This is a genomic window from Mesorhizobium sp. WSM1343 (assembly GCF_055901535.1).
The window spans coordinates 4,092,086-4,115,038 of sequence record NZ_CM148370.1; the positions used below are offsets into that span (position 1 = coordinate 4,092,086).

Consider the following 22,953-nt stretch of genomic DNA (forward strand, 5'->3'; position numbering starts at 1 on the left):
CCCAAGAAGGCGCTCGGATCGTGAATAGGGCAAAACAAAAGGGCCGGCTGAGCCGGCCCTTTCGGCAGGATGACGAAAACGTCAGATGATGACGACCTTGGTGCCAACCCTGACGCGGCTGTAGAGGTCCATGACGTGCTCGTTGATCATGCGGAAGCAGCCATTCGAGGCGCTGGTTCCGATCGACTGCGGCGCGATGGTGCCGTGGATGCGCAGATGCGTGTCCTTCTTGCCGTCATAGAGATAGATGGCGCGGGCGCCGAGCGGATTCTGGCCACCGCCAGGCATGCCGTCCTTATACTGGCCGTAATGCTTCGGCTCGCGCTTCTGCATGTCCAGCGTCGGGATCCAGCGCGGCCATTCCTGCTTGTCACCGACCGCGACCGTGCCCTTGAACTGCAGGCCCTCGCGACCGACCGCAATGGCGTAGCGCCGCGCGGTGGAAGATGATTCGACGAGGTAAAGGCGCCGCGCGCTGGTGTCGATGACGATGGTGCCGGCATCGTAACCAGTGAATTCCACGTCCTGCGGCACGAATTCCGGCTTCACCTTGAACTGCTTCTTGGCCTCCCTCTTGGCGAGAGCCTGATCGAGAGCCCGCGTCTCGGGAAGATAGCTTATCGAGGAGCCGGACGACGTCCCGCCGAAAAGGCCGGCGAACAGGCCGCCGCCGCTCGGCTTCTTCTGGCCGATGACTTCGCTGCGCAGTTCGCCATTGTTGCCGGTCAGGGCGACGTTCATGGCCTCCGCCGGAAGCGGCTCGGCCGACTGGATCGGCGCTATCGGTTCGATAGGCTCGATGATCTTGGCAGCCTGCTTCTTGGCCGGCTTGGCATCGGCCACCTCGGTTGCCGGCGCGCTCTTGCCCTTCTTGGCAAGGAACGCCTGCCGTTCCGCGTCGGCCTTGGCCTTTGCCGCCTCGCGCATTGCCAGCTTCCTGGCTTCGAGCGCCTTGGCTTTGGCGGCTTCCTTGTCGGCAACGATCTTGGCCTCGATCTTCTTGATCTGGGCGAGGTCGTCGGGCGTCGGGTTTTTCTTCTTCTTGAGAAGCTTCAATTGCGACGCATCACTCTTGACGGCGACGTTGATGGCAGAAGTTGTTTCAGCCGAAGGCTGTGCGGCCATATTGGCCGGAACGCCTGCGAAAGCGGGGGAACTCACGCCGAGTGCGGCGCAAAGTCCCAGGAAAATGAAGCTGCGAAGCTGCATGGCGAAGATCCGATCGTTCTATGCTTGTTGCCACGGCGTCGCCCAGCGCCCCCCAAGGGCGCCGGAAATGCCGCGTGCAATCTATAGTCGAATAAGCGCGGCCGCCTCAAGCGTGGGGCCATGCCTCACCCCGTCGAATCTTCGTGATCCCGCTGCATTTGCCGCGACTGTGTTCAAACGACCACAGATCGCGGTTCAGGCACCGAGGACTACTGGTTTGGAACCTGCGGGGTCGCCGGTGCGGCGGGAGCCGTGCCGTTGGTCGCCGGCGGCGTCGAGCCGGCGGCAGGCGCAGTGGCCGGGGCAGTCGCAGGAGCCGAAGCATCGTTGCCGGAAGGCGGCGTCGGCGTGGTGGTGCCCGCGGGCGCCGGAGTTGTGGTTCCAGGCAACTGGTTGAGCACGCCTTTGCCGGCGCCGTCCGAGGTCGCCGGCACGCGGTCCAGGATATCGATCGGCTTTTCGCCGTAGCGGGCGACGATCGACAGGGTCAAGGAGGTGGCGAAGAAGGCAGCCGCCAGGATCGCCGTCGCACGCGTCAGCGCATTGGCCGCACCACGCGCGGTCATGAAGCCGGACCCGCCACCGATGCCGAGGCCACCGCCTTCGGAACGCTGCAGCAGCACCACGCCGACAAGGGCGAGCACGACCATGAGATGGATGACGATCAGTACGGTTTCCATAGTTTATCCTGGCAAGGCCTTGCCCGGCCGCGGACACGACCGGTGAATTGGAGGCGGCTCAATACAATGCTTTGACGGCATTTCCAAGCCCGTGGCCGGAATATGGGAAGCAACCCGTCCTTTGCAACGATTTCGTGCACCGGAAGCCCTGTCCGGCGGGGAAAATGTCTTCAAGCAATATTGCGATAGGCCTCGGCGATGCCGAGAAAGTCCGCCGCTTTCAGGCTGGCGCCGCCAACCAGCGCGCCGTCGACATTCCTGACGCCGAGCAGTTCGACCGCGTTGGAGGGCTTGACCGAGCCGCCATAGAGAATGCGCACCTTCGCCGCGACGCCGCCGAGCTTTTCCGACAGCTTTTCGCGGATATGTGCGTGTGCCGCAGCGACGTCGGCCGCCGTCGGCGTCAGGCCGGTGCCGATCGCCCATACCGGCTCATAGGCAATGATGGTGTTGGACGGGGTGGCGCTTGGCGGGACCGAGCCCTCGACCTGCCGCGACAGCACGTCCAGCGTGGCGCCCGCTTCACGCTGCTCATGCGTTTCGCCGACGCAAATGATGGCAACAAGCCCGGCACGCCATGCGGCGGATGCCTTGGCCTGGACAGTGGCGTCATCCTCGCCGCGTTGCTCGCGGCATTCGGAATGGCCGACGATGACATGGCTCGCACCGGCATCCCTGAGCATTTCCGCCGAGATGCAGCCGGTGTAGGCGCCGCTCTCCTTGGTGTGGCAATCTTCGCCGCCGGCATGCACCGGCGTGCGCGACAGGATCTCGGCGGCGTGGGCAAGCAGGGTTGCGGGAACGCAAACCAGCGCTTCGGTCTCCGCGTCAAGCCCACTCATGAAGCCGTTGCCGATCATCCTGAGCTCGTTGAGGGAGGCGCTGGTGCCGTTCATTTTCCAGTTGCCGGCGACGAGCGGGCGAATTCCTGGCGTCATGGGTTTGCTTCTCCGGATGATATCGGGGCTCTGGCCCTCACTACCAAAATCAGGCCACAAAGCAATCGACAGTGGGCCGGAAGGGCGCTATTGCGCTTGTTTCAGACTCGGCGCATGCGAAAATGCGCATAAATCGGAAGTAAAAATGCTTGGTATATTGAGAAGCGCGGCAGGCACCTGGGTCGCGAAGGGGCTGTTGGTGCTGCTGGTGCTCAGCTTTTTGGTCTGGGGCGTTTCCGGACGGCTGATGGGCGGTTTGGCCGGCCATGATTCGGTGATAACCGCTGGCGGCACCAAAGTGTCGATCAACGAATACCGTCTCGCCTATGATCGCCAGCTCGCCGTCATGTCGCAGCAGTTCGGCCAACGTCTCAGCCACGAACAGGCAAAGGCGCTCGGTGTCGACAACCAGGTGCTGGCGCAGCTCGTCTCGGGTGCCGTTCTCGATGAACAGGCCCGCAAGCTGGGCCTCGGACTTTCCAAGGATCGGCTGGCCGAGCTGACACGCGAAGACCCGGCCTTCAAAGGCCCGGGCGGCCAGTTCGATCGCAGAACGTTCGAATATATGCTGCAGCAGATTGGCATGCGACCCGAGGACTATTTGAAGAACCGTGCTCAGGTGGCGGTGCGCCAGCAGATTGTCGAGGCGGTCTCGGACGGCCTCAAGGCTCCGGACACTTTCTTCAAGGCAGTTGCGCTCTATCGCGGCGAAGACCGCACCATCGACTATTTGACGCTGCCCAAGGCACTGGTGGAGCCGATAGCGGCGCCATCCGATAGCGTGCTTTCGGCCTATTTCGAAGCCAACAAGAAGACATATGCGGCACCCGAATACCGCAAATTCTCCTATGTCCGCCTCGAGCCGGTCGACATCATGGATCCGACCGCCGTCACCGACCAACAGGTCAGCGACGATTACAACAAGAACAAGGCGCGTTACACCACGCCGGAATTGCGTACCATCGAGCAGCTCGTGTTCAAGACGCCGGATGCGGCCAAGGCCGCGTTCGATTCGCTCAAGGCAGGCGCCACTTTCGACAAGCTGGTCACGGCGGAAGGCAAGACCCCGGCCGACACGTTGCTCGGCACGCTTGCCAAGGACAAGATCGCCGACAAGGCGGTCGCCGACGCCGCCTTCGCGCTTAACGCCAATGAAGTCAGCCAGGTCGTGCAGGGCGCCTTCGGTCCGGTGCTGCTGCGTGTCACCGAGATCAAGCCCGAAGTGGTGAAGCCGCTGGCCGAGGTGTCCGACCAGATCCGCAAGGATCTGGCGCTGGGCGAGGCAAGCCGCATCCTTCTGGACGTGCGCGACAATTACGATGACACCCGCGCCGCCGGCAGTTCGCTGGCCGACGCTGCGGCCAAGCTGAAGCTGAAGGTCGTCACCATCGACGCCATCGATCGCAGTGGACTGCGGCCAGATGCAAGCATCGTCAAGGACCTGCCGCAATCGCCGGAGCTGATCAAAGCCGTCTTCGACGCCGAACCCAACACGGAAAACGATGCCTTGACCACAGCCGACAACGGCTTCGTCTTCTATGAGGTGGCGTCCATCACGCCGGCTCGCGACCGCACGCTGGATGAGGTTCGTCAGAAAGTCGTGGCCGACTGGACGGCGGCGGAAACAAGCAAGCGGCTCGCCGCCAAGGCTGACGAGCTGGAAAAGCGGCTCAAGGCCGGCGCAACGCTCGATGTCATTGCCAGCGAACTGAAGCTGGAAAAGCAGACCAAGCGCGGTGTCAAGCGCGAGGCTGACGACGTCGATTTCGGCAAGGAAGGTGCCGCAGCGATGTTCGGAGTCGGCGAAGGCGGTACCGGCCTGATCCCCTCGCCTACCGGCGACGGACAGATCCTGTACAAGGTCGCCGAAGTGTTCGAGCCCGCCGGGGCCGATGCCAGCTCGGTGCCGGATGACGCACAGAAATCCTTCACCTCCGGCATGTCGGACGACCTGCTCGACCAATTGGTGGCGCAGTTGCAGACGCAGTATGACGTTCGCGTCGACCAGGCCGCCGTCGCCCAAGCCTCGACAAGATGAGCGCGCTGAAAACCCATATCGCCAAGATCGCGACCGGTAGCGCGCTTTCCTTCGAGGAAGCGCGCGAGGCCTTCGACATCATCATGTCGGGTGATGCGACCCCCGGCCAGATCGGCGGTTTCCTGATGGCGCTGCGCGTGCGAGGCGAGACGGTGAGCGAGATTTCCGGCGCCGTCGCCACCATGCGGGCCAAGATGCTGCAAGTCGACGCGCCGGACGGCGCCATCGATATCGTCGGCACCGGCGGGGACAATTCCCACAGCGTCAATATTTCCACGGGATCGGCCTTTGTCATCGCCGGCAGTGGTGTGCCGGTTGCCAAGCACGGCAATCGTGGCCTGTCCTCGCTGACAGGAGCCGCCGACGTGCTGGTTGCGCTCGGCGTCAAGATCGACATCTCGCCCGAATTCATCGGCCGCTGCATCCACGAGGCTGGCATTGGTTTCATGTTCGCGCCCGCGCACCATCCAGCGATGAAACATGTCGGTCCGACCCGCGTCGAACTCGGCACCCGCACCATCTTCAACCTGCTCGGGCCGCTCTCCAATCCAGCTGGCGTCAAGCGGCAGCTGGTCGGTGTGTTCCTGCCGGAATGGATCCTGCCGGTTGCCGAGACGCTGAAGGCACTGGGTGCGGAGCATGCCTGGGTTGCTCATGGCGACGGCTATGACGAGATCACCACCACCGGCGAGACGCAGGTCGCCGAACTGATCGGCGGCGAGATCCGCAGCTTCACCCTGACGCCTGAAGCGGTCGGGTTGCCGCGCCACAGCAGGGACGAACTGCGTGGCGGCGATGCGGACTACAATGCCAAAGCCTTGCGCGATATGTTGGGCGGCGCTGCCGGCGCCTATCGCGACACCGTGCTGATGAATGCCGGCGCCGGCCTGGTGGTGGCGGGCAAGGCGACGACGCTTGCCGACGGCATCGCGCTCGCCGCGCAAGCCATCGACAGCGGCCGGGCCCTGCAAGTGCTCGACAGGCTGGTCGAGATTTCGAACGGGTAAAACGTGTCTGACATTCTTCGCAAGATCGAGGCCTACAAGCGCGACGAGATCGCGGCGGCAAAGGCACGTGTGCCGCTGGCCGAAATCAAGGCGCGAGCCAAGGACGCCGACGCACCGCGCGGCTTTCTTGCCGCGCTCGAAGCAAAGCGCAAATCCGGCGCCTTTGCGCTGATTGCCGAGATCAAGAAGGCAAGCCCGTCCAAGGGGCTGATCCGCGCCGATTTCGATCCGCCGGCGCTGGCGCAGGCCTATGCCAAGGGTGGCGCTGCCTGTCTTTCGGTGCTGACCGACGCACCGTCCTTCCAGGGCGCGCCGGAATTTCTCACCCGGGCGCGAGCCGCCGTCGCGCTGCCGGCGCTGCGCAAGGATTTCCTGTTCGATCCCTATCAGGTCTACGAAGCCCGCGCCTGGGGCGCGGATGCCATCCTGATCATCATGGCCAGCGTCGACGACGCCCTGGCGAGCGAGCTTGAGGCAACGGCATTCGAACTCGGCATGGATGCGCTGATCGAGGTGCATGATGAGTCCGAGACGCTGCGCGCGCTAAAACTGTCGTCGCGGCTGATCGGTATCAACAACCGTAATCTGCGCACATTCGAGACCAGCCTTAAAACGTCGGAGCGGCTGGCACCCATGGTGCCGGGCGGCCGCCTGCTGGTCAGCGAGAGCGGTATTTTCTCGCATGACGACTGCCTCAGGCTGCAAAAGAGCGACATCGGCACTTTTCTTGTCGGCGAGAGCCTGATGCGGCAACAGGACGTCACCACCGCGACGCGCTTGCTTCTGACAGGCAAGGCTTTGGCCGAGGCTATCTGACGATGGTATCAGGCCTGACCCATCTCGGCGCGCAGGGCGAGGCCAACATGGTCGATGTCGGCGACAAGGAAGAAACAACGCGCACGGCGATCGCCGAAGGCTTTGTCGCGATGCAGCCCGAGACGCTGAAGATGATCCTCGCCGGCAACGCCAAGAAGGGCGACGTGCTCGGCACCGCGCGCATTGCCGGCATCATGGCGGCGAAGAAGACGCATGAGCTGATCCCGCTCTGCCATCCGCTGCTGCTGACCAAGGTTTCCGTCGACATCGAGCCGGACCACGCTTTACCTGGCCTGAAGGTCACCGCACTGGCCCGCGTCACCGGCAAGACGGGCGTCGAGATGGAAGCGCTGACGGCCGCTTCGGTAGCCTGCCTGACCATCTACGACATGGCCAAAGCAGTAGACCGCGCCATGGTCATCACCGGCATCCGCCTGGTCGAAAAGACCGGCGGCAAGTCGGGTGACTACAAGGCGAGTTCCTGATGGCGCTGGTTCCTATCGCGGAGGCGCTTGAGCGCCTGCTCGATGGTGCGGCACCTCTAGCCGGCGAAAGCGTTCCTCTGTTCGAGGCGGTGGATCGTGTTCTGGCGGAACCGGTCGTGGCACTCCGTACCCAGCCACCTTTCAACGCTTCCGCCATGGATGGCTATGCCGCTCGAGCCGCCGACGTGGCGTCGGTACCATCCAGGCTGTCGGTGATCGGCATGGCGCCGGCCGGACGTGGTTTTGCCGGTAGGATCGGCAAGGCACAAGCGGTGCGCATCTTCACCGGCGCTCCGCTGCCCGAAGGCGCCGACACCATCGTCATCCAGGAGAATGTCCACGACCTCGGCGGCGGCGAAATCGAAGTGACCGAGCCGACGGCGCAATGGCGCAATATCCGCCGCATCGGGCTCGATTTTTCAACAGGCGATGTGCTGCTGGAAAGAGGCCGCTTGCTCGACCCGGCTGCACTGTCGCTGGCAGCATCGGCCAACCATCCCCAGCTCAACGTGGTGAAACGACCGCTGGTCGCCATCATTGCCACCGGCGACGAATTGCTGCCGCCGGGCAGTGATCTCGGCCCGGACCAGATCATCTCGTCCAATGCCTATGGCGTCGCTGCCACCGCACACTCGGTCGGCGCCCGCGCGCTCGATCTCGGCATTGCCGCCGATCGCAAGGAGGCCATCGCCGAACTGGTGCAAAAAGCGGTCGCGGCCGGTGTGGATGTCATCGTGACGCTTGGTGGCGCCTCGGTCGGCGATCACGACCTGATCCACGACGTACTGACCGGCGAAGGCATGACGCTCGGCTTCTGGAAGATCGCCATGCGCCCCGGCAAGCCGCTGATGTTCGGCCGCCTCGGCGATATCAGGTGCATCGGCCTGCCCGGCAACCCGGTGGCAAGCCTGGTCTGCTCGCAACTGTTCCTGAAGCCGCTGCTGGCGCGGCTCGGCGGCCGCAACCATCGCCAGGACATTCGCCCAGCGCGACTGGGTGCCGCAATGCCGGCCAATGATTTGCGCCAGGACTATGTCCGAGCCGTGGTCAGGGAAGATGACGGCGCGCTGGTGGCGACGCCGTTCGGCATTCAGGATTCCTCGATGCTGAGAATGCTGGCCGACGCCAACGGGCTGATCGTGCGGGCACCGTTTGCCCCTGCAGCAGCCGCGGGCGAGGCTTGCAGCGTTTTGATGCTGCGCTGAGGAATTCCAGGCAAGCCGTTCATAACAGACGAGAAAGTGATCTCGGCTCTAGCTCGAGATCAAGCTCTGTGTCAGCGGATGCGCCGGATCGGTAAGGCCGTCGACAATGTCGTAGTGATGCCGGTCGGGCTCGACCACGGTGCTGGTGGTGGCGCCAAGGCCGGTCCAGATGCTGGCAAGCAACGTATTCTGGCGCAGGAACTCGGCGCGCTCACCGCCGCCGGCCCAGCAGGTGACGCGGGCGCCATCCATCGGGCGCAGCAGGGCTGGGCTTTCAGCCAGCGCCTCCTCTTCGTCGATTGCCAGGTCCTTGTTCATGCCGGTGCGCATGAGCGGACGCAAATCGTGTAGACCTGAAATCGAAACGACATGGCGTATGCGCCGCGCCACATCCGGCGCCAGAGGCGTGGTTATCGTCACCATCCGGGTGGCGAGATGGCCGCCGGCCGAATGTCCGGTCAGCATCAGCGGTCCGTCAACCATTGCCGCTGCCTTGCCAATCGCCGCCCCGACTTCCCGGACGATGCCTGCGATGCGTATGTCCGGGCACAGCGTGTAGGAGGGCATCGCAACGGCGAAGCCGCTGCCGACCGCGCCCTTGGCGAGATGCGACCACAAGCTCTTGTCGGTCTCCAGCCAGTAACCGCCATGGATAATCACCACCAGTCCTTTGGGCGCGGCCTTGGGAAGGAAAAGATCGAGCCGATTGCGCGACCCGTCGCCATAGGCGATGTCGAGCCGTGCCCGGCTCTCTGCCGAGAGCGCATCGCGGAATGCTGCCGCTGGCTCCGCCCAGGCGGCTGGCCAACGGTCGCTGCCGGCGATGTTCGCGCCGTTGGCATAGGCATCATCCCAATCGACGATGTGACGTTCGAACATCTGCGCCCTCCCCCAAAACGGCATCGCTGTTGCGCTAGCAATGGCCAGCGCCACGCCATGCGTCAATGCTCCAGGGCAAAACATTTTAGGCTTGAAACAAATTTCGACTGGTGCGATCCTGCCCGTACGAACAGCCGACAATGGGAGGTCTGCTGTGCTGCCCTCACGTGCAGATGTTCACCCTTTCGGACGCGCATCTCCGAGCAGGCGTGATGGGCAGCACGAAGCCTCCTCAGAGCAGGACCTTAGGATCCACCACATCCAGCCAAGGCGCATTGCGCACTGGCCAGGCAGCAGACGGGAGAGCGGCGACATGCTTGGGCCTTCAGCGCATATCGACACGTTCACGCGCGATCACCTGCCGCCGCCGGAGCAATGGCCCGATATACTGCTCGACGGCTTCGACTATCCCGAACGCCTCAACGCCGGTGTCGAACTGACCGACCGGCTGGTCGAGAAGGGCCTCGGCGACCGCACAGCCCTGATCGGCAATGGCCGCCGCCGCACCTACAAGGAACTGTCCGACTGGACGAACAGGCTCGCCCACGCGCTGGTCGAGAATTATGGCGTCGAGCCCGGCAACCGGGTGCTGATCCGCTCGGCCAACAACCCCGCCATGGTCGCCTGCTGGCTGGCTGCCACCAAGGTCGGCGCCGTGGTCGTCAACACCATGCCTATGCTGCGCGCCGGCGAACTGGCCAAGATCGTCGACAAGGCGGAAATCACCGTCGCGCTCTGCGACACCAGGCTGATGGACGAGATGACCGCCTGCGCCAAGGACAGCACCTTCCTCAAACAGGTCATAGGCTTCGACGGCACCGCCAACCATGATGCCGAGCTCGATCGTGCCGCTCTCGACAAGCCGGTGACATTCACCGCCGTCAACACCGGCTGCGACGATGTCGCGCTGCTCGGCTTCACCTCGGGCACGACAGGCGTGCCGAAGGCGACGATGCATTTCCACCGCGACCTCCTGATCATCGCCGACGCCTATGCCCGCGAAATCCTGGAGGTGACGCCGGACGACATCTTCGTCGGCTCGCCGCCGCTGGCCTTCACCTTCGGCCTTGGCGGGCTCGCTATCTTTCCCCTGCGCTTCGGTGCGGCGGCGACGCTGCTGGAGCAGGCGACGCCACCCAACATGATCCACATCATCGAGACCTACAAAGCCACGATCTCCTTCACCGCACCGACTGGCTACCGCGCCATGCTGAAGGCCATGGATGAAGGTGCCGATTTGTCTTCGCTGCGGGTTGCCGTTTCAGCCGGCGAAACCTTGCCCGCTCCGGTTTTCGAAGAGTGGACGCAAAAGACCGGCAAGCCGATCCTCGACGGCATCGGCGCCACCGAAATGCTGCACATCTTCATCTCCAACCGCTTTGGCGACATGAAGCCCGCGTCGACCGGCAAGCCGGTCGGCGGCTACGAGGCGCGCATCGTCGACGACGAGATGCGCGAAGTACCGCGCGGCGCGACCGGCAGGCTGGCGGTGCGCGGCCCGACCGGCTGCCGCTACATGGCCGATATCAGGCAGAAGGACTACGTGCGCGACGGCTGGAACATCACCGGCGACACCTTCACGCAGGACGAGGACGGCTTCTTCCATTTCGCCGCGCGCTCCGACGATATGATCGTCAGCGCCGGCTACAACATTGCCGGCCCCGAGGTCGAGGCCGCACTTCTGTCACATCCCGACGTCGCCGAATGCGCGGTGATCGGCGCCGAGGACGCCGAGCGCGGCCAGATCGTCGAGGCGCATGTCGTGCTGGTGCAGGGCGTGGCGCCTGACGCATTGACCACCAAGCGCCTGCAGGACCATGTCAAGGCGACGATCGCGCCCTACAAATACCCGCGATCGGTGAAATTCATTGCTGCTTTGCCCAAGACCCAGACCGGCAAGATCCAGCGCTTCCGGCTGCGCACGGAGAAAGTCAATTGAGCGAGCCCTACGATCCGGCGTCCGAAGGCGCACAGATGTCGTTCAACGAGCGCATGTCGTACAGCGACTATCTGCACCTGGAGAAAGTGCTGGAGGCGCAGACGCCGCTCTCGTCGGCGCATGACGAGATGCTGTTCATCATCCAGCACCAGACCTCGGAACTGTGGATGAAGCTCGCTTTGCACGAGATTGGCGCCGCGATCCGCTCGATCCGCGCCGACCGGCTCGAGCCGAGCTTCAAGATGCTGTCGCGAGTCGCGCGCATCTTCGAGCAGCTGAACAATGCCTGGGATGTGCTGCGGACGATGACGCCCAGCGAATATACCGAGTTTCGCGACGCGCTCGGCCAGTCCTCGGGTTTTCAGTCCTGGCAGTATCGCGCCATCGAGTTCATGGCCGGCAACCGCAACCTGGCCATGCTCGGCCCTCACAAGCATCGGCCTGACCTTAGCGGAAAGCTGGAAGCCATCCTGGCCGAGCCATCGCTCTACGACGAGGCGCTGCTGCTTTTGGCGCGCAACGGATTCGACATCGGTGCCGATGCCAGGCGCACGGACTGGCGTGAGACGCGAACCGAGAATGAAGAGGTCCTGGTCGCCTGGCAGACTATCTACCGCGATCCGCAGCGCTACTGGATGTTCTACGAACTGGCCGAGAAGCTGGTCGACTTCGAGGATTATTTCCGCCGCTGGCGCTTCAACCACGTGACCACGGTGGAGCGCATCATCGGTCTGAAGCGCGGCACCGGCGGCACGTCGGGTGCTTCGTATCTGAAGAAAATGCTCGAGGTCGTGCTGTTTCCGGAGCTGTGGACGGTCCGCACTCGGCTCTGACATCATCGAAATGAGAACAGGCTCACCGAAGGGACGCTCTGTGGCGGAAAGCCTTCGCGAACAACCGGGGACTGACCATGAGTGGAATTCCTGATCTCGCCGCAGTCGAAGCGATGGATGCCACGGATCCGCTGCGGGCCATGCGCGACCGTTTCATTCTGCCGGAGGGGGTGATCTATCTCGACGGCAATTCACTGGGGGCAGCATCTCATGCCGTTTTCGGCGAGCTGCAGCAGGCGGCGACACAGGAATGGGCCCAAGATCTTATCCGAGCCTGGAACACGGCCGGATGGTTCGAGATGCCGATCGAACTCGGCGACCAACTCGGACGCCTGATAGGAGCCGCGGCCGGCCAGACCGTTGTCTGCGACACGACATCGACCAACATCTACAAGGTGCTGCACGCAGCGATGGAGATGCGGCCCGGCCGGTCAGCCATCGTCGCCGAAGGTGACAGTTTCCCCACCGACCTGTACATCGCCGAAGGCGTGGCCTCGACCCGGGATGGCGTCCTGCTGCGCCTCGCGGGTGTCGACGCGCCGACCATCGAAGAGCTGATCGACGAAAACGTCGCGGTGGTGCTGGTCAACCACGTCAATTACAAATCGGGTGAACTGCGCGACATGACGGCGCTGACGCGCAGGGCTCATGCGGCCGGAGCGCTGATCGTCTGGGATCTCTGCCACACCGCCGGCGCCCTGCCCGTCGAGCTCGATCAGGCAAATGCCGATTTCGCTGTCGGCTGCACGTACAAGTACCTCAACGGCGGTCCGGGCGCGCCGGCCTTCATCTATGCCGCACAGCGCCACCACGGCGATATCAGCCAGCCGCTCAGCGGCTGGTGGGGCCATGCGCGGCCCTTTGCCTTCGAACGGGGTTATGTTGCCGGCACCGGCATCCGCCGTTTTCTGTGCGGTACGCAACCGGTCCTGTCGATGCGGGCGCTCAAAGGCGCGCTTGCCATCTGGAGCGACGTCGACATGGCGGCATTGCGAAAGAAGAGCGTCGCGCAGACAGAACTGTTCATCCAGCTCGTCGAAGCCAAGTGCGGCGCCTACGGTCTCACGCTGGAGACCACCCGCGACGCGACCAGGCGCGGCAGCCAGGTGTCGTTCCTTCACGACCACGGCTATCAAATCATGCGGGCGCTGATCGAGCGCGGGGTGATCGGTGACTTCCGCGCACCGTCGACCATCCGTTTCGGCTTCACGCCGCTCTATGTCAGCTACAAGGATGTGTGGCTGGCGGTTGAGGTTCTGGAAGACATTCTGCGCACGGGTGCATGGAAGGACCAGCGTTTCGCCGTCAAGGAAGCCGTTACCTGACGCACCGATCCCGGCGATCCGCTGCCCTCACTGCCTGGCAAATGACGGAGAGCTGAATTTCCAGCCAAAATGCCCAACTGACGTTGGCGTTTTGGCTCCGTTTCGTTCACGGCCAACGAACGTCCCGAAGGTTGCAATCGCCCCTTGTCGAGGTCGATCGACAGATAATGCCAAGCTTTGGTAGAGGATAAGCCACAAGTCATTAACCATAACAATTTCAATGTGAGCAGGCGCATTGCCGAAGGTGGCGCCCGTCGATCGTAACCCGCTGGCAAGCGCCAAATAATTTCAGCAGCCTTAACAAATTCACTAAACTTTAAACGGTTGCAGAACACAACTGGAACAGATAGTGTTTGTTCTGGGTTTGTTTTTCGATTCTGGTTTCAGGGAACCTGGGGGCCGCCATGCTGACACGCAAGCAACATGAACTGCTGATGTTCATCCATGAACGCCTGAAGGAGAGCGGCATTCCGCCATCCTTCGACGAAATGAAGGAGGCGCTCGACCTTGCCTCCAAATCCGGGATTCATCGGCTGATCACGGCCCTTGAGGAGCGCGGCTTTATCCGCCGGCTGCCCAATCGGGCCCGCGCGCTGGAAGTGCTGCGGCTGCCGGACTCGATCGCGCCAGGCCTCAATGCGGCAAAGAAGTTTTCGCCAAGCGTCATCCAGGGCAGTCTTGGTCAGGGTGGTGCTCTTGGCCGGCAGATCAAGCCGGCGCCTTCGCGGATGCCTTCGCCCGGCAATGACGACGATGCGGTCTCTGCCGTTTCGATCCCGGTCATGGGTCGCATCGCCGCCGGCGTGCCGATCGATGCCATCCAGCATCAGACGCATTCGATTTCGGTGCCGCCGGACATGATCATGGGCGGCGCGCACTATGCGCTGGAGGTCAAGGGCGATTCGATGATCGAGGCCGGCATCTTCGACGGCGACACCGTCATCATCCGTAACGCCGATACGGCCAGCCCCGGCGAGATCATCGTGGCGCTGGTCGATGACGAGGAAGCGACGCTGAAGCGGTTCCGCCGCAAGGGCGCCTCGATTGCCCTCGAAGCCGCCAATCCAGCCTACGAGACACGGATTTTCGGGCCGGACAGGGTCAAGGTGCAAGGCAAGCTCGTCGGCCTGATCCGTCGCTACTGAGACGGCTGTGGGTTGACCACTGGCTTCTCGGGTTTCTTGAAGGGTGCCAGCCCCCTCGCCTCGCGAGAGTATTTGCGTTGCGTGTGCCAGGGCCGATATGGGCTGTCCACGGCGAAGCTGATTGTCGCCGGCGTGGTCGCCGATTGGCGATCGAAGAAGACCGCGGCACTGCCTTTGCGAGCCAGTTGCCGCTTGGTGATAACGAGAACCAGCGGGTTATGACAGGCGTCATAGGCGGTGGCGTCGTTGACGACGATCAGCTCGGCGAAGCCGCAGGCTTTCCAGGTGTCCTTGCGGTCCTCGACATAGGCAATGATCGCACCGGACATGTGCCTGGCCACGCAAACGCCTGAGGAGCAATAGAACGGCGATCCCGGCGGTAGCTCAACGGCATCCGCGACGTCGAATTGCCCATCGCTGTTGTCGAACACTTCCGGAACGACGATGGTTTCCGATGTCAGCGCGCGTTTCCAGTTGTCGACGGTGAATTCGTTCGGCCGTTGCCGGCTGACGGCAAGCTCACCGCCACCGATCGGCAACGCCACCAGCCGGGCGTCTTCCGAGATCAGCACATCGGGCGTGCGCGTATCCGAGACGGTCAGCAAGCCTGCCAACGCGAATGGCAGAGCCGCGAGCCGCAGCCATGTCGTCGCCATCGTCGCGATGACCAGGGCAATGGCCACCAGCAGGACCGACTGCTGCGAAATCAACCCGACCCCATCGACAGGCGAACGCTCGGAGATCCAGCCCGATATGGCGATCATCATCGTCAGGCCCTTGCCCATCAGGTAGAGAGCTGGCCAATCCAATCCGAAAGGCATCAGCAGCGCGCTGGCGACGGCCAGGAACATGACGACGGTGACGATCGGCATAACCGCGAGATTGGCGAACAGGCTGAGCGGCGACACACGCTGAAAATGCCAGATGGCAAACAGCGTCGTGGCGCTGCCGGCGATGATCGAGGTCATGGCCAGACCAATTGCCGCCAGCAGGAATTTTCGTGTCAGGAACCCGGGCAAGGATCGCTTCGGCGGCGGCGGTCTTGCTTTTCCCGCGCGGTGATCCGCCCAGCCGGCATAAGCGCCGACCAGAGCCGCGGTCGCGGCGAACGACATCTGAAAACTCGGGCCGACCACCTCATGCGGCGACACCACGATGACGGCGATCGCCGAGATCGCCAGATTGCGCATGGTGAGTGCTGCTCGATCGAACAGAACTGCAATCAGCATCACTGCCAGCATGATGAAGCTGCGCTCGGCGGCGACGACGATACCTGAGATGACGAGGTAGGCTGCGATCGAGAACAGTGCGGCGGCAGCGGCATACTTCTTGACCGGGCGACGCGCGGAAAAATCGGGAAACAAGGCGAAGGCGCCGCGCAGCAACCCCATGATGGTGCCGGCGACCAGAGCCATGTGCAGTCCCGAAATGGAGATGATGTGGTAGATGCCGGTACGTCGCATCGCCTCATTGATGTCATCGGGAATGCCGGCGCGCACGCCGACGATCAGCGCCGCGGCGATCTCGCCTTCGGCGCCGCCGACGCTCGCCCTGATATGGTCGGCGATGCCTTCACGGGCATTTTCCACGCTGGAGGAAATTCGGGCCGACAGCGGCATGTCGCCATCATCGGTGACGACAAGCTTGGGATTGCCGAGAAAGAACCCGCTGCCGCCAATGCCGGCAAAATAGCTGTCGAAGGAGAAATCATAGCTGTCCGGTCGCACCGGCCCGGTCGGCGGCAAAAGCTTGGCATATCCGGTGATGAGAGAGCCTGCGGTCACGTCAGCCGGGATCTTGCGTGCCGAAAGCCGCACCCGTTCCGGCGCATAGCGCAGTTTCGGTCTTGCGGTCGATGTTACGTCGATGGTCAGCCGGATACGGCCAGTTTCCATCCGGTCGAGCGAGACGACGCGGCCGGTCACCTGCGTCGAGATTTCCGAGCCCAACATTTGTGTGCCCGCACGCCACGTCTCGACCTTGGCAGCAAGCAGTCCTAGGGTGCACAAAAGTGCCGCCATGAAACACAGATGGGTCTTTGGCCATGAGCGCGAGATCAGCGCACAGATCCCCGTCAGGATGACAACCGCGACAGGTCTCACAAAGTCAGGCTCCGCAGCCAGCGAAAAATAGCCGATCGCTCCGATCGCAAGGCAGACCGGTACCAGCAGGAAGGCCACGCCCCGGTCGAGTTCCAGGCTCGCCGCCGTGTTCACGCTGTGGCCCAGGCGAGGCAGTGATATCAGGCCGATCTGCCGGCGCACGCGCACGATCCTGCCGGTTTCGGCAACAGGAACAGAGGCGGCGATACCCGTTTGCAAGGGCAGCTTGCCGGAATCCGGCACGAGGGGCGACGGCGGCGGCAATGAGGCTGGCAGAGGCGCAAACAGGGACCGTTCGCTGACGCCAATGGCAGCGTCCTCGCCCTGATCCGAGCCCCAGCCTCGTCCAGCCATCGGGTCTGCCCCTTGCGCCCTCGACACCCTATGCTACATGAACGCGCAAAGCGCGAAAGTCCGCGCGACCGCACCCCGCTTCAGATGGTTTCCGAGAGTTCCATGTCCGACAAGGTCGTCACCCGTTTTGCCCCCTCGCCCACCGGCTATTTGCACATAGGCGGCGCGCGCACGGCGCTGTTCAACTGGCTGTATGCAAAGCATACCGGCGGCACGATGCTGCTGCGCATCGAGGACACCGATCGCGAACGCTCCAATGAAGCCGCGACGGCTGCCATCCTCGACGGGCTTTCCTGGCTTGGCCTGAGCTGGGACGGCGAGCCGGTGTCGCAGTTCGAGCGTGCGCCCCGCCACCGCGAGGTGGCCGAGGAGCTCGTGCGCATGGGCAAGGCCTATTATTGCTACGCCACGCCAGCCGAACTGGAGGCCATGCGCGAGGCCGCCAGAGCCAAGGGGCTGCCACCCCGCTACGATGGCCGCTGGCGCGACCGCGACCCCTCAGAGGCACCCGCAGGCGCCAAGGGCGCCATCCGCATCAAGGCGCCGACCGAAGGCGAGACCGTCGTCCATGACCGGGTCCAGGGCGACGTGCGCTTTCCCAACAAGGATCTCGACGACTTCATCATCCTGCGTTCTGACGGCAATCCCACTTACATGCATGCCGTCGTCGTCGATGATCATGATATGGGCGTCACCCATATCATTCGCGGCGATGATCATCTGACCAACGCCGCTCGCCAGACCGTGATCTACAACGCCATGGGCTGGAACGTGCCGTCCATGTCGCATATCCCGCTGATCCACGGCGCCGATGGCGCCAAGCTATCGAAGCGGCACGGCGCGCTTGGCGTCGAGGCTTATCGCGCCATGGGCTACCTGCCGGAGGCGCTGCTCAACTACCTGGCGCGTCTCGGCTGGAGCCATGGCGACCACGAGATCATGTCGATCAAGGACATGATTTCCTGGTTCGACATCGGCGATGTCAACAAGGGCGCGGCGCGCTTCGACTTCGCCAAGCTGGAGGCAATCAACGGCGCACATATGCGTCGCATGAGCGATGCCGAACTGTTCGACATCTTCATCGCCACCCTGCCCTACCTCGAAGGTGGCCCGGCGATCGCCGCACGCCTGAACGACAGCACCAAGGCGCAGTTGCTGGCAGCGCTTCCGGGCCTGAAGGAGCGCGCCAAGACGCTGGTGGAGCTCGTCGACGGCGCGGCCTTCCTGTTTGCCACGCGACCGCTGCCGATCGACGACAAGGCGGCCCTTCTGCTCACCGACGATGCCCGCAAGATCCTGCGCAGTGCTCACGAAGCTTTGAACGGGCTTGCGGGTGACTGGACAGCCGTCTCGGCGGAGGCGGCGATCCGCGAGGTGGCGGCGGCCGGCAGCCACAAGCTCGGCGCGGTGGCCCAGCCTTTGCGCGCCGCTTTGACCGGCAAAAGCACCTCGCCGGGCGTGTTCGATGTGCTCGCCGTGCTCGGCCGCGAGGAAAGCCTGGCGCGCATCTCAGATCAAATCGATTAGGAGCAAACTGGCCCAAGAAGATTGGCATTGAAAGGCGGGTTTCGCAGTGCAACATTAGGCCTTGGCCCAATCTGGCACGCACCTCCTGAAATGCGGTGGCGAATACGCGCATTGCGGTGATTTTCGACGTGTCGCTCTGCGAAATTTGCCTTTGCCGGCATGAGGAAACAAGAAGGAGTTTGCAATGACCGAAGCTGCGAAAAAACTGGATTTGGGCAAGACCCAAGAGGCCACCGCAACGCTTGAATTCGCCGGCAAGACCCATGAATTCAAGGTGCGAAGCGGTTCGGTCGGGCCTGATGTGATCGACATCGCCTCGCTCTACTCAACCACCGGCGCTTTCACCTACGATCCCGGCTTCACCTCGACGGCAAGCTGCGAGTCCGAAATCACCTTCATCGACGGCGACGCCGGCATCCTGTTGCACCGCGGCTATCCGATCGACCAGTTGGCCGAACATGGCGACTTCCTCGAGGTCTGCTATCTCCTGCTCTACGGTGAATTGCCGACCAAGGCGCAGAAGGACGATTTCGATTACCGCGTGACGCGCCACACCATGGTGCATGAGCAGATGTCGCGCTTTTTCACCGGCTTCCGCCGCGACGCGCATCCGATGGCGGTGATGTGCGGCGTGGTCGGCGCGCTGTCGGCCTTTTATCACGACTCCACCGACATTTCCGACCCCTACCAGCGCATGGTTGCCTCCATGCGGCTGATCGCCAAGATGCCGACGATCGCGGCGATGGCCTACAAATACCACATCGGCCAGCCCTTCATTTACCCGAAGAACGAGCTGAACTTTGCCGCCAACTTCCTGCATATGTGCTTTGCCGTGCCTTGCGAGGAATACAAGATCAATCCGGTGCTGGCGCGCGCCATGGAACGCATCTTCATCCTGCACGCCGACCACGAGCAGAATGCCTCGACCTCGACCGTTCGCCTCGCCGGCTCGTCGGGCGCCAACCCGTTTGCGTGCATCGCCGCCGGCATAGCCTGCCTGTGGGGACCCGCGCATGGCGGCGCCAATGAAGCGGCGCTCAACATGCTTGGCGAGATCGGCCATGTCGATCACATCCCGGAATTCATCGCCCGCGCCAAGGACAAGGACGACCCGTTCCGCTTGATGGGCTTCGGCCACCGCGTCTACAAGAACTACGATCCGCGCGCCAAGATCATGCAGAAGACGGCACATGAGGTTCTGGGCGAGCTCGGCATCAAGGACGATCCGCTGCTCGACATCGCCATGGAGCTGGAAAAGATCGCGCTGACCGATTCCTATTTCATCGAGAAGAAGCTCTACCCGAATGTCGACTTCTATTCCGGCATTACGCTGAAGGCGCTGGGCTTCCCCACCACGATGTTCACCGTGCTGTTCGCGGTCGCCCGCACCGTCGGCTGGATCGCCCAGTGGAAAGAGATGATCGAGGATCCGCGCCAGAAGATTGGCCGCCCGCGCCAGCTCTATACCGGTGCACCGGAGCGGGATTACGTGCCGATCGCCAAGCGGTGAATTAGGAAATAGTGAGTAGTGAGTAGTGAGTAGTGAAGTCGACCATTTCTACTGATTACTGACTACTCACTCTCTTGACATACCGCATCACCACCTGCGCGGCGATCTCGCCGGACGGTCTGCCCGTAGCCATGCGCCGCCTGATCTCTGCAAATCCATCCTTCTGCCAGGCACGCATGCCGCTGTCGGCGAACAGTGCCTCCAATTGCCGGGCAAGATTGTTCGGCTTGATATAGCCGTCGTAGAATTCGGGAATAAGCGCTCGATCCGATATCAGATTGGGCAGCAGCGCCGACCAGACGGAAACGAGGTACGGCGCCAAGATGCGCGCGACCGGGTCGAGCCTGTAGCAGGAAATCATCGGCACGCCGGCCAGCGCCAGTTCCAGCGATACCGTCCCGGACGCGATCAGCGCCGCATCGGCCCTGCCGAAAGCCTGCCATTTGCGCTGGGGATCGACGATGATCTCAGGCTTTTCATCCCAGCGGTTGACGGAAGATTTGACGAGGTCGGCGACATGCGGGACGGTCGGCAGCAGCAGCCGCAAGCGGTGGCCGCGCGCGCGCAGGATCGACACCGTCTCGCCGAACGGGTCGAGCAGCCGCCGTACCTCGCTACGCCGCGAACCGGGCAGGACGAGCAGGGTTTTGACCCGATCAGGAGAAAGGTCGCGCGGCAGCTCCTGCGCCTTGGCTGCAGCGAGCAAGCCCGCATCGTGGGTCAGGCGATGCCCGACATAGGTGCCCGGTGGCCCGCCGAGCCGCTCGAGCTCCTTGACCTCGAAAGGCAGGATGCAGAGGATGTGGTCGACATAGGGCTTCATCGCCACTGCCCTGCCCGGCCGCCACGCCCACACGCTCGGGCAGACATAGTGGATGATCGGTATCGACGGGTTGGCCGCACGCACCTTTTTGGCGACGCGCAACGAAAAGTCCGGACTGTCAATGGTGACGAGGCAATCCGGCTTTTCGTCGGCAACGGTCTTGGCCAGTTGGCTGATCCGCCGCATCAGGCGCGGCAAGTCGCGCAGGACGGCACTGAATCCCATAAGGGCGATCTCGCCGGCATCGAATGGCGAGACCAGTCCCAGCGTCTGCAGATGACGGCCTCCGAGGCCGACGAGTTGCACCTCGCGTCCCGCAGCCTGCCTGAGCGAGCGCACTATATCGGCGCCAAGCAGGTCGCCGGACTCCTCGCCGGCAACAATCGCGATCTTCAATGCCCTGTCAGCCATTGTGCCGCTCCGTCGTGGCAGGCAGGCCAATGACGAACAGGCCGAGTGCGTTGGCGCGCGCGATGGTTTCAGGACCTTCGAGAACCAGCGAACGTCCCGCCTCGACGGCAATCCCGGCAAGCTCGGCTGCATGCGCTGCTTCGACCGTCTGCAGGCCGATGGACGGAAGATCCGCTCGCAGTTCCTGACCAGGCTTGGCGCACTTGACCAGGACGCCGCGAGTCTTGCCCGCAATACGGCCGTGGCCGCGTAAGAGCTTTGCCCGCTCAAGCAGTCCGGCTGTTCCTTCGATGCCTTCCAGCGCAATGGTCCGGCCACCGATGGCGATCGCGGCCTGGCCGATGTCCAGCGCCCCGATGGCTTTTGCCGCGGCAAGGCCTGCCTCGATGTCACGCCAGTCCGACTTTTGTGGCGCGGCGTTGGTCAGGACGCCTTCGGCGGCGACAAGGCTCGGCACGACTTCATGGGCGCCGACAACTTTTATTCCACGGGCTTCGAGGCCCCTCGCCAAGACCTTCAGCAGGCCATCGTCGCCACGCGCGAGCGCCATGACGACCAGCGGAATTACCGCGAGCAGGCTGAGACTGGGGCGCAGCGCAAGCAATCGCGGTCGGCGCTTGATCTCGCCTGCAAGCACCAGATGGGTGATCCGGTGCCGCCGTAGCAATGGGACCAGCGAGCCTATACCTTCCAGAGCGAGGCTTTCATGATCGTATCGGGAGAGCTCCGCGATGCGGTCGACCTCGCCTTCCATCAGGATGACGAAGGGCGGATAGCCTTGTTCAGCCGAACCGGCCGCGACTTCGACCGGCAGACTGCCGCCGCCGGCAATGATGCCGACCCTGGAGCCCGGCGGAAGATCAAGACGCGCTGCCGCTGTCTCAGTCTTCGTCATCGACATCGTCGCCATCGCCGCCCTTGAGCGACGGCACAGCATAGTGCCGCTTGCCGCGACTGGTGATGAAATCGATGATCTTCATGGCGGTCGGCGACGACGCGAACTCCGCCTTGGCGAACTCGATGTTCTCGCCAACGGTGCGGGAACGATCGAAGATCATCCTGTAAGCCTTGCGCAGCACAAGGATTTCGGACCTTGGCAGGCCGGAGCGCTTGAGGCCGATGATGTTGAGGCCGCGTAGGCTGGCGCGGTTGCCGACCGCTATGGCAAAGGGGATGATATCGCCGACGATCGCGGAGCAGCCGCCGAGAAAGGCGTTGTCGCCGATGCGGACAAACTGATGCACTGCGGTCAGTCCGCCGATATAGACATTGTTGCCGACCTCGCAGTGGCCGCCCAGCGTTGCGCCATTGGCGAACGTCGCATTGTTGCCGACGACGCAATCATGGGCGATATGGGCGTAGGCAAGGAAATTGCCGTTGTCGCCGACCGTCGTCTCGCCGCGGCTGGAATCGGTGCCGAGATGCATGGTCACGCCTTCGCGGATCGTGCAGTTCCTGCCGATGACCAAGGTGGTGCGACCGCCCTTGTGCTTGGTGTTCTGCGGCGGTGCGCCCAATGTCGCCATCGGGTAGACCTTGGTCGAGGCGCCGATCGACGTCGCGCCCATCACCGAGACATGACTGACCAGTTCGACGTCGTCGCCGATCACCACATCGGCGCCGACATGGCAGAAAGGCCCGATGCGCACACCTAGGCCGATTTTGGCGCCTTCCTCGACAATGGAGGAAGCATGGATGGATGTCTTGATTTTCATAAGCACTCGATC

Annotated in this window: 19 protein-coding genes; 11 read left to right on the forward strand and 8 right to left on the reverse strand. The window is 63.2% G+C overall.

Features of this window, described 5'->3' with window-relative positions; genetic code table 11:
• Positions 1-81: 81 nt before the first annotated feature.
• From AC0NIL_RS19990 to tpiA, 3 genes are all read right to left on the reverse strand, one after another.
• Positions 82-1,209 carry a L,D-transpeptidase gene (locus tag AC0NIL_RS19990; protein WP_013531734.1) on the reverse strand — a complete coding sequence of 376 codons (1,128 nt, stop codon included), beginning with the start codon at positions 1,207-1,209 and terminating at the stop codon, positions 82-84.
• Between the two features lie 209 nt (positions 1,210-1,418).
• A complete protein-coding gene (gene secG / locus AC0NIL_RS19995; protein WP_013531735.1) occupies positions 1,419-1,889 on the reverse strand; it encodes a preprotein translocase subunit SecG in 471 nt (156 codons plus the stop codon).
• 170 nt (positions 1,890-2,059) lie between these two features.
• Positions 2,060-2,827, reverse strand: a complete 768-nt coding sequence (tpiA, locus tag AC0NIL_RS20000; RefSeq protein WP_013531736.1) for a triose-phosphate isomerase — start codon at positions 2,825-2,827, stop codon at positions 2,060-2,062.
• A gap of 145 nt (positions 2,828-2,972) precedes the next feature.
• On the opposite strand from tpiA, the gene AC0NIL_RS20005 reads away from it, so the two are divergent.
• Genes AC0NIL_RS20005 through AC0NIL_RS20025 form a run of 5 tightly spaced genes read left to right on the forward strand, consistent with a single transcriptional unit; the run spans position 2,973 to position 8,378 of the window.
• Positions 2,973-4,865: a SurA N-terminal domain-containing protein gene (locus AC0NIL_RS20005; protein WP_024503334.1), complete on the forward strand. Its 1,893-nt coding sequence runs from the start codon at positions 2,973-2,975 to the stop codon at positions 4,863-4,865.
• Positions 4,862-5,872 carry an anthranilate phosphoribosyltransferase gene (gene trpD / locus AC0NIL_RS20010; RefSeq protein WP_024503335.1) on the forward strand — a complete coding sequence of 337 codons (1,011 nt, stop codon included), beginning with the start codon at positions 4,862-4,864 and terminating at the stop codon, positions 5,870-5,872. Before AC0NIL_RS20005 ends, trpD begins: the two co-directional genes overlap by 4 nt.
• A gap of 3 nt (positions 5,873-5,875) precedes the next feature.
• Positions 5,876-6,688 (forward strand): indole-3-glycerol phosphate synthase TrpC, encoded by an 813-nt coding sequence (gene trpC, locus AC0NIL_RS20015; protein WP_013531739.1) that lies wholly within the window; start codon positions 5,876-5,878, stop codon positions 6,686-6,688.
• Between the two features lie 2 nt (positions 6,689-6,690).
• Positions 6,691-7,173 carry a cyclic pyranopterin monophosphate synthase MoaC gene (moaC, locus tag AC0NIL_RS20020; protein WP_024503337.1) on the forward strand — a complete coding sequence of 161 codons (483 nt, stop codon included), beginning with the start codon at positions 6,691-6,693 and terminating at the stop codon, positions 7,171-7,173.
• Positions 7,173-8,378 (forward strand): molybdopterin molybdotransferase MoeA, encoded by a 1,206-nt coding sequence (locus tag AC0NIL_RS20025; protein ID WP_473573338.1) that lies wholly within the window; start codon positions 7,173-7,175, stop codon positions 8,376-8,378. The genes moaC and AC0NIL_RS20025 overlap by 1 nt, the downstream gene beginning before the upstream one ends.
• Positions 8,379-8,426: 48 nt before the next feature.
• On the opposite strand, the gene AC0NIL_RS20030 is transcribed toward AC0NIL_RS20025, so the two are convergent.
• A complete protein-coding gene (locus AC0NIL_RS20030) occupies positions 8,427-9,257 on the reverse strand; it encodes an alpha/beta hydrolase (protein ID WP_473573339.1) in 831 nt (276 codons plus the stop codon).
• A 313-nt stretch (positions 9,258-9,570) separates the two neighbouring features.
• On the opposite strand from AC0NIL_RS20030, the gene AC0NIL_RS20035 reads away from it, so the two are divergent.
• The 4 genes from AC0NIL_RS20035 to lexA all read left to right on the forward strand — a co-directional run bounded on the left by AC0NIL_RS20035 (position 9,571) and on the right by lexA (position 14,499).
• Complete coding sequence (locus tag AC0NIL_RS20035; RefSeq protein WP_473573340.1) at positions 9,571-11,196, forward strand: AMP-binding protein; 1,626 nt, start codon at positions 9,571-9,573, stop codon at positions 11,194-11,196.
• Positions 11,193-12,029, forward strand: a complete 837-nt coding sequence (kynA, locus tag AC0NIL_RS20040; RefSeq protein WP_013531744.1) for a tryptophan 2,3-dioxygenase — start codon at positions 11,193-11,195, stop codon at positions 12,027-12,029. The genes AC0NIL_RS20035 and kynA overlap by 4 nt, the downstream gene beginning before the upstream one ends.
• A 77-nt stretch (positions 12,030-12,106) precedes the next feature.
• Positions 12,107-13,354, forward strand: coding sequence for a kynureninase (kynU, locus tag AC0NIL_RS20045; protein WP_473573342.1), 1,248 nt, complete (start codon positions 12,107-12,109; stop codon positions 13,352-13,354).
• Positions 13,355-13,758: 404 nt separating this feature from the next.
• Complete coding sequence (gene lexA / locus AC0NIL_RS20050) at positions 13,759-14,499, forward strand: transcriptional repressor LexA (RefSeq protein WP_473573344.1); 741 nt, start codon at positions 13,759-13,761, stop codon at positions 14,497-14,499.
• On the opposite strand, the gene AC0NIL_RS20055 is transcribed toward lexA, so the two are convergent.
• Positions 14,493-16,955, reverse strand: a complete 2,463-nt coding sequence (locus AC0NIL_RS20055; protein ID WP_473573346.1) for a ComEC/Rec2 family competence protein — start codon at positions 16,953-16,955, stop codon at positions 14,493-14,495. The two genes, lexA and AC0NIL_RS20055, sit on opposite strands and share 7 nt — an antisense overlap.
• Before the next feature lie 102 nt (positions 16,956-17,057).
• On the opposite strand from AC0NIL_RS20055, the gene gltX reads away from it, so the two are divergent.
• Together gltX and gltA are read left to right on the forward strand one after the other, a co-directional pair.
• The gene (gene gltX, locus AC0NIL_RS20060; protein WP_275953066.1) at positions 17,058-18,482 is read left to right on the forward strand and encodes a glutamate--tRNA ligase; all 1,425 of its coding nucleotides are present in this window, start codon (positions 17,058-17,060) and stop codon (positions 18,480-18,482) included.
• Positions 18,483-18,666: 184 nt separating this feature from the next.
• The gene (gltA, locus tag AC0NIL_RS20065; protein WP_013531749.1) at positions 18,667-19,992 is read left to right on the forward strand and encodes a citrate synthase; all 1,326 of its coding nucleotides are present in this window, start codon (positions 18,667-18,669) and stop codon (positions 19,990-19,992) included.
• Positions 19,993-20,047: 55 nt separating this feature from the next.
• Here gltA and lpxB read toward each other — a convergent pair whose 3' ends face one another.
• From lpxB to lpxA, 3 genes are read right to left on the reverse strand one after another with little or no spacing between them, the layout of a single operon-like run.
• Entirely contained in the window at positions 20,048-21,226 is a 1,179-nt protein-coding gene (gene lpxB / locus AC0NIL_RS20070) for a lipid-A-disaccharide synthase (RefSeq protein WP_127385140.1), read from the reverse strand.
• Positions 21,219-22,136, reverse strand: a complete 918-nt coding sequence (locus AC0NIL_RS20075) for an LpxI family protein (protein ID WP_224672824.1) — start codon at positions 22,134-22,136, stop codon at positions 21,219-21,221. Before AC0NIL_RS20075 ends, lpxB begins: the two co-directional genes overlap by 8 nt.
• Entirely contained in the window at positions 22,108-22,941 is an 834-nt protein-coding gene (lpxA, locus tag AC0NIL_RS20080; RefSeq protein ID WP_224672825.1) for an acyl-ACP--UDP-N-acetylglucosamine O-acyltransferase, read from the reverse strand. Before lpxA ends, AC0NIL_RS20075 begins: the two co-directional genes overlap by 29 nt.
• Positions 22,942-22,953: the final 12 nt, after the last annotated feature.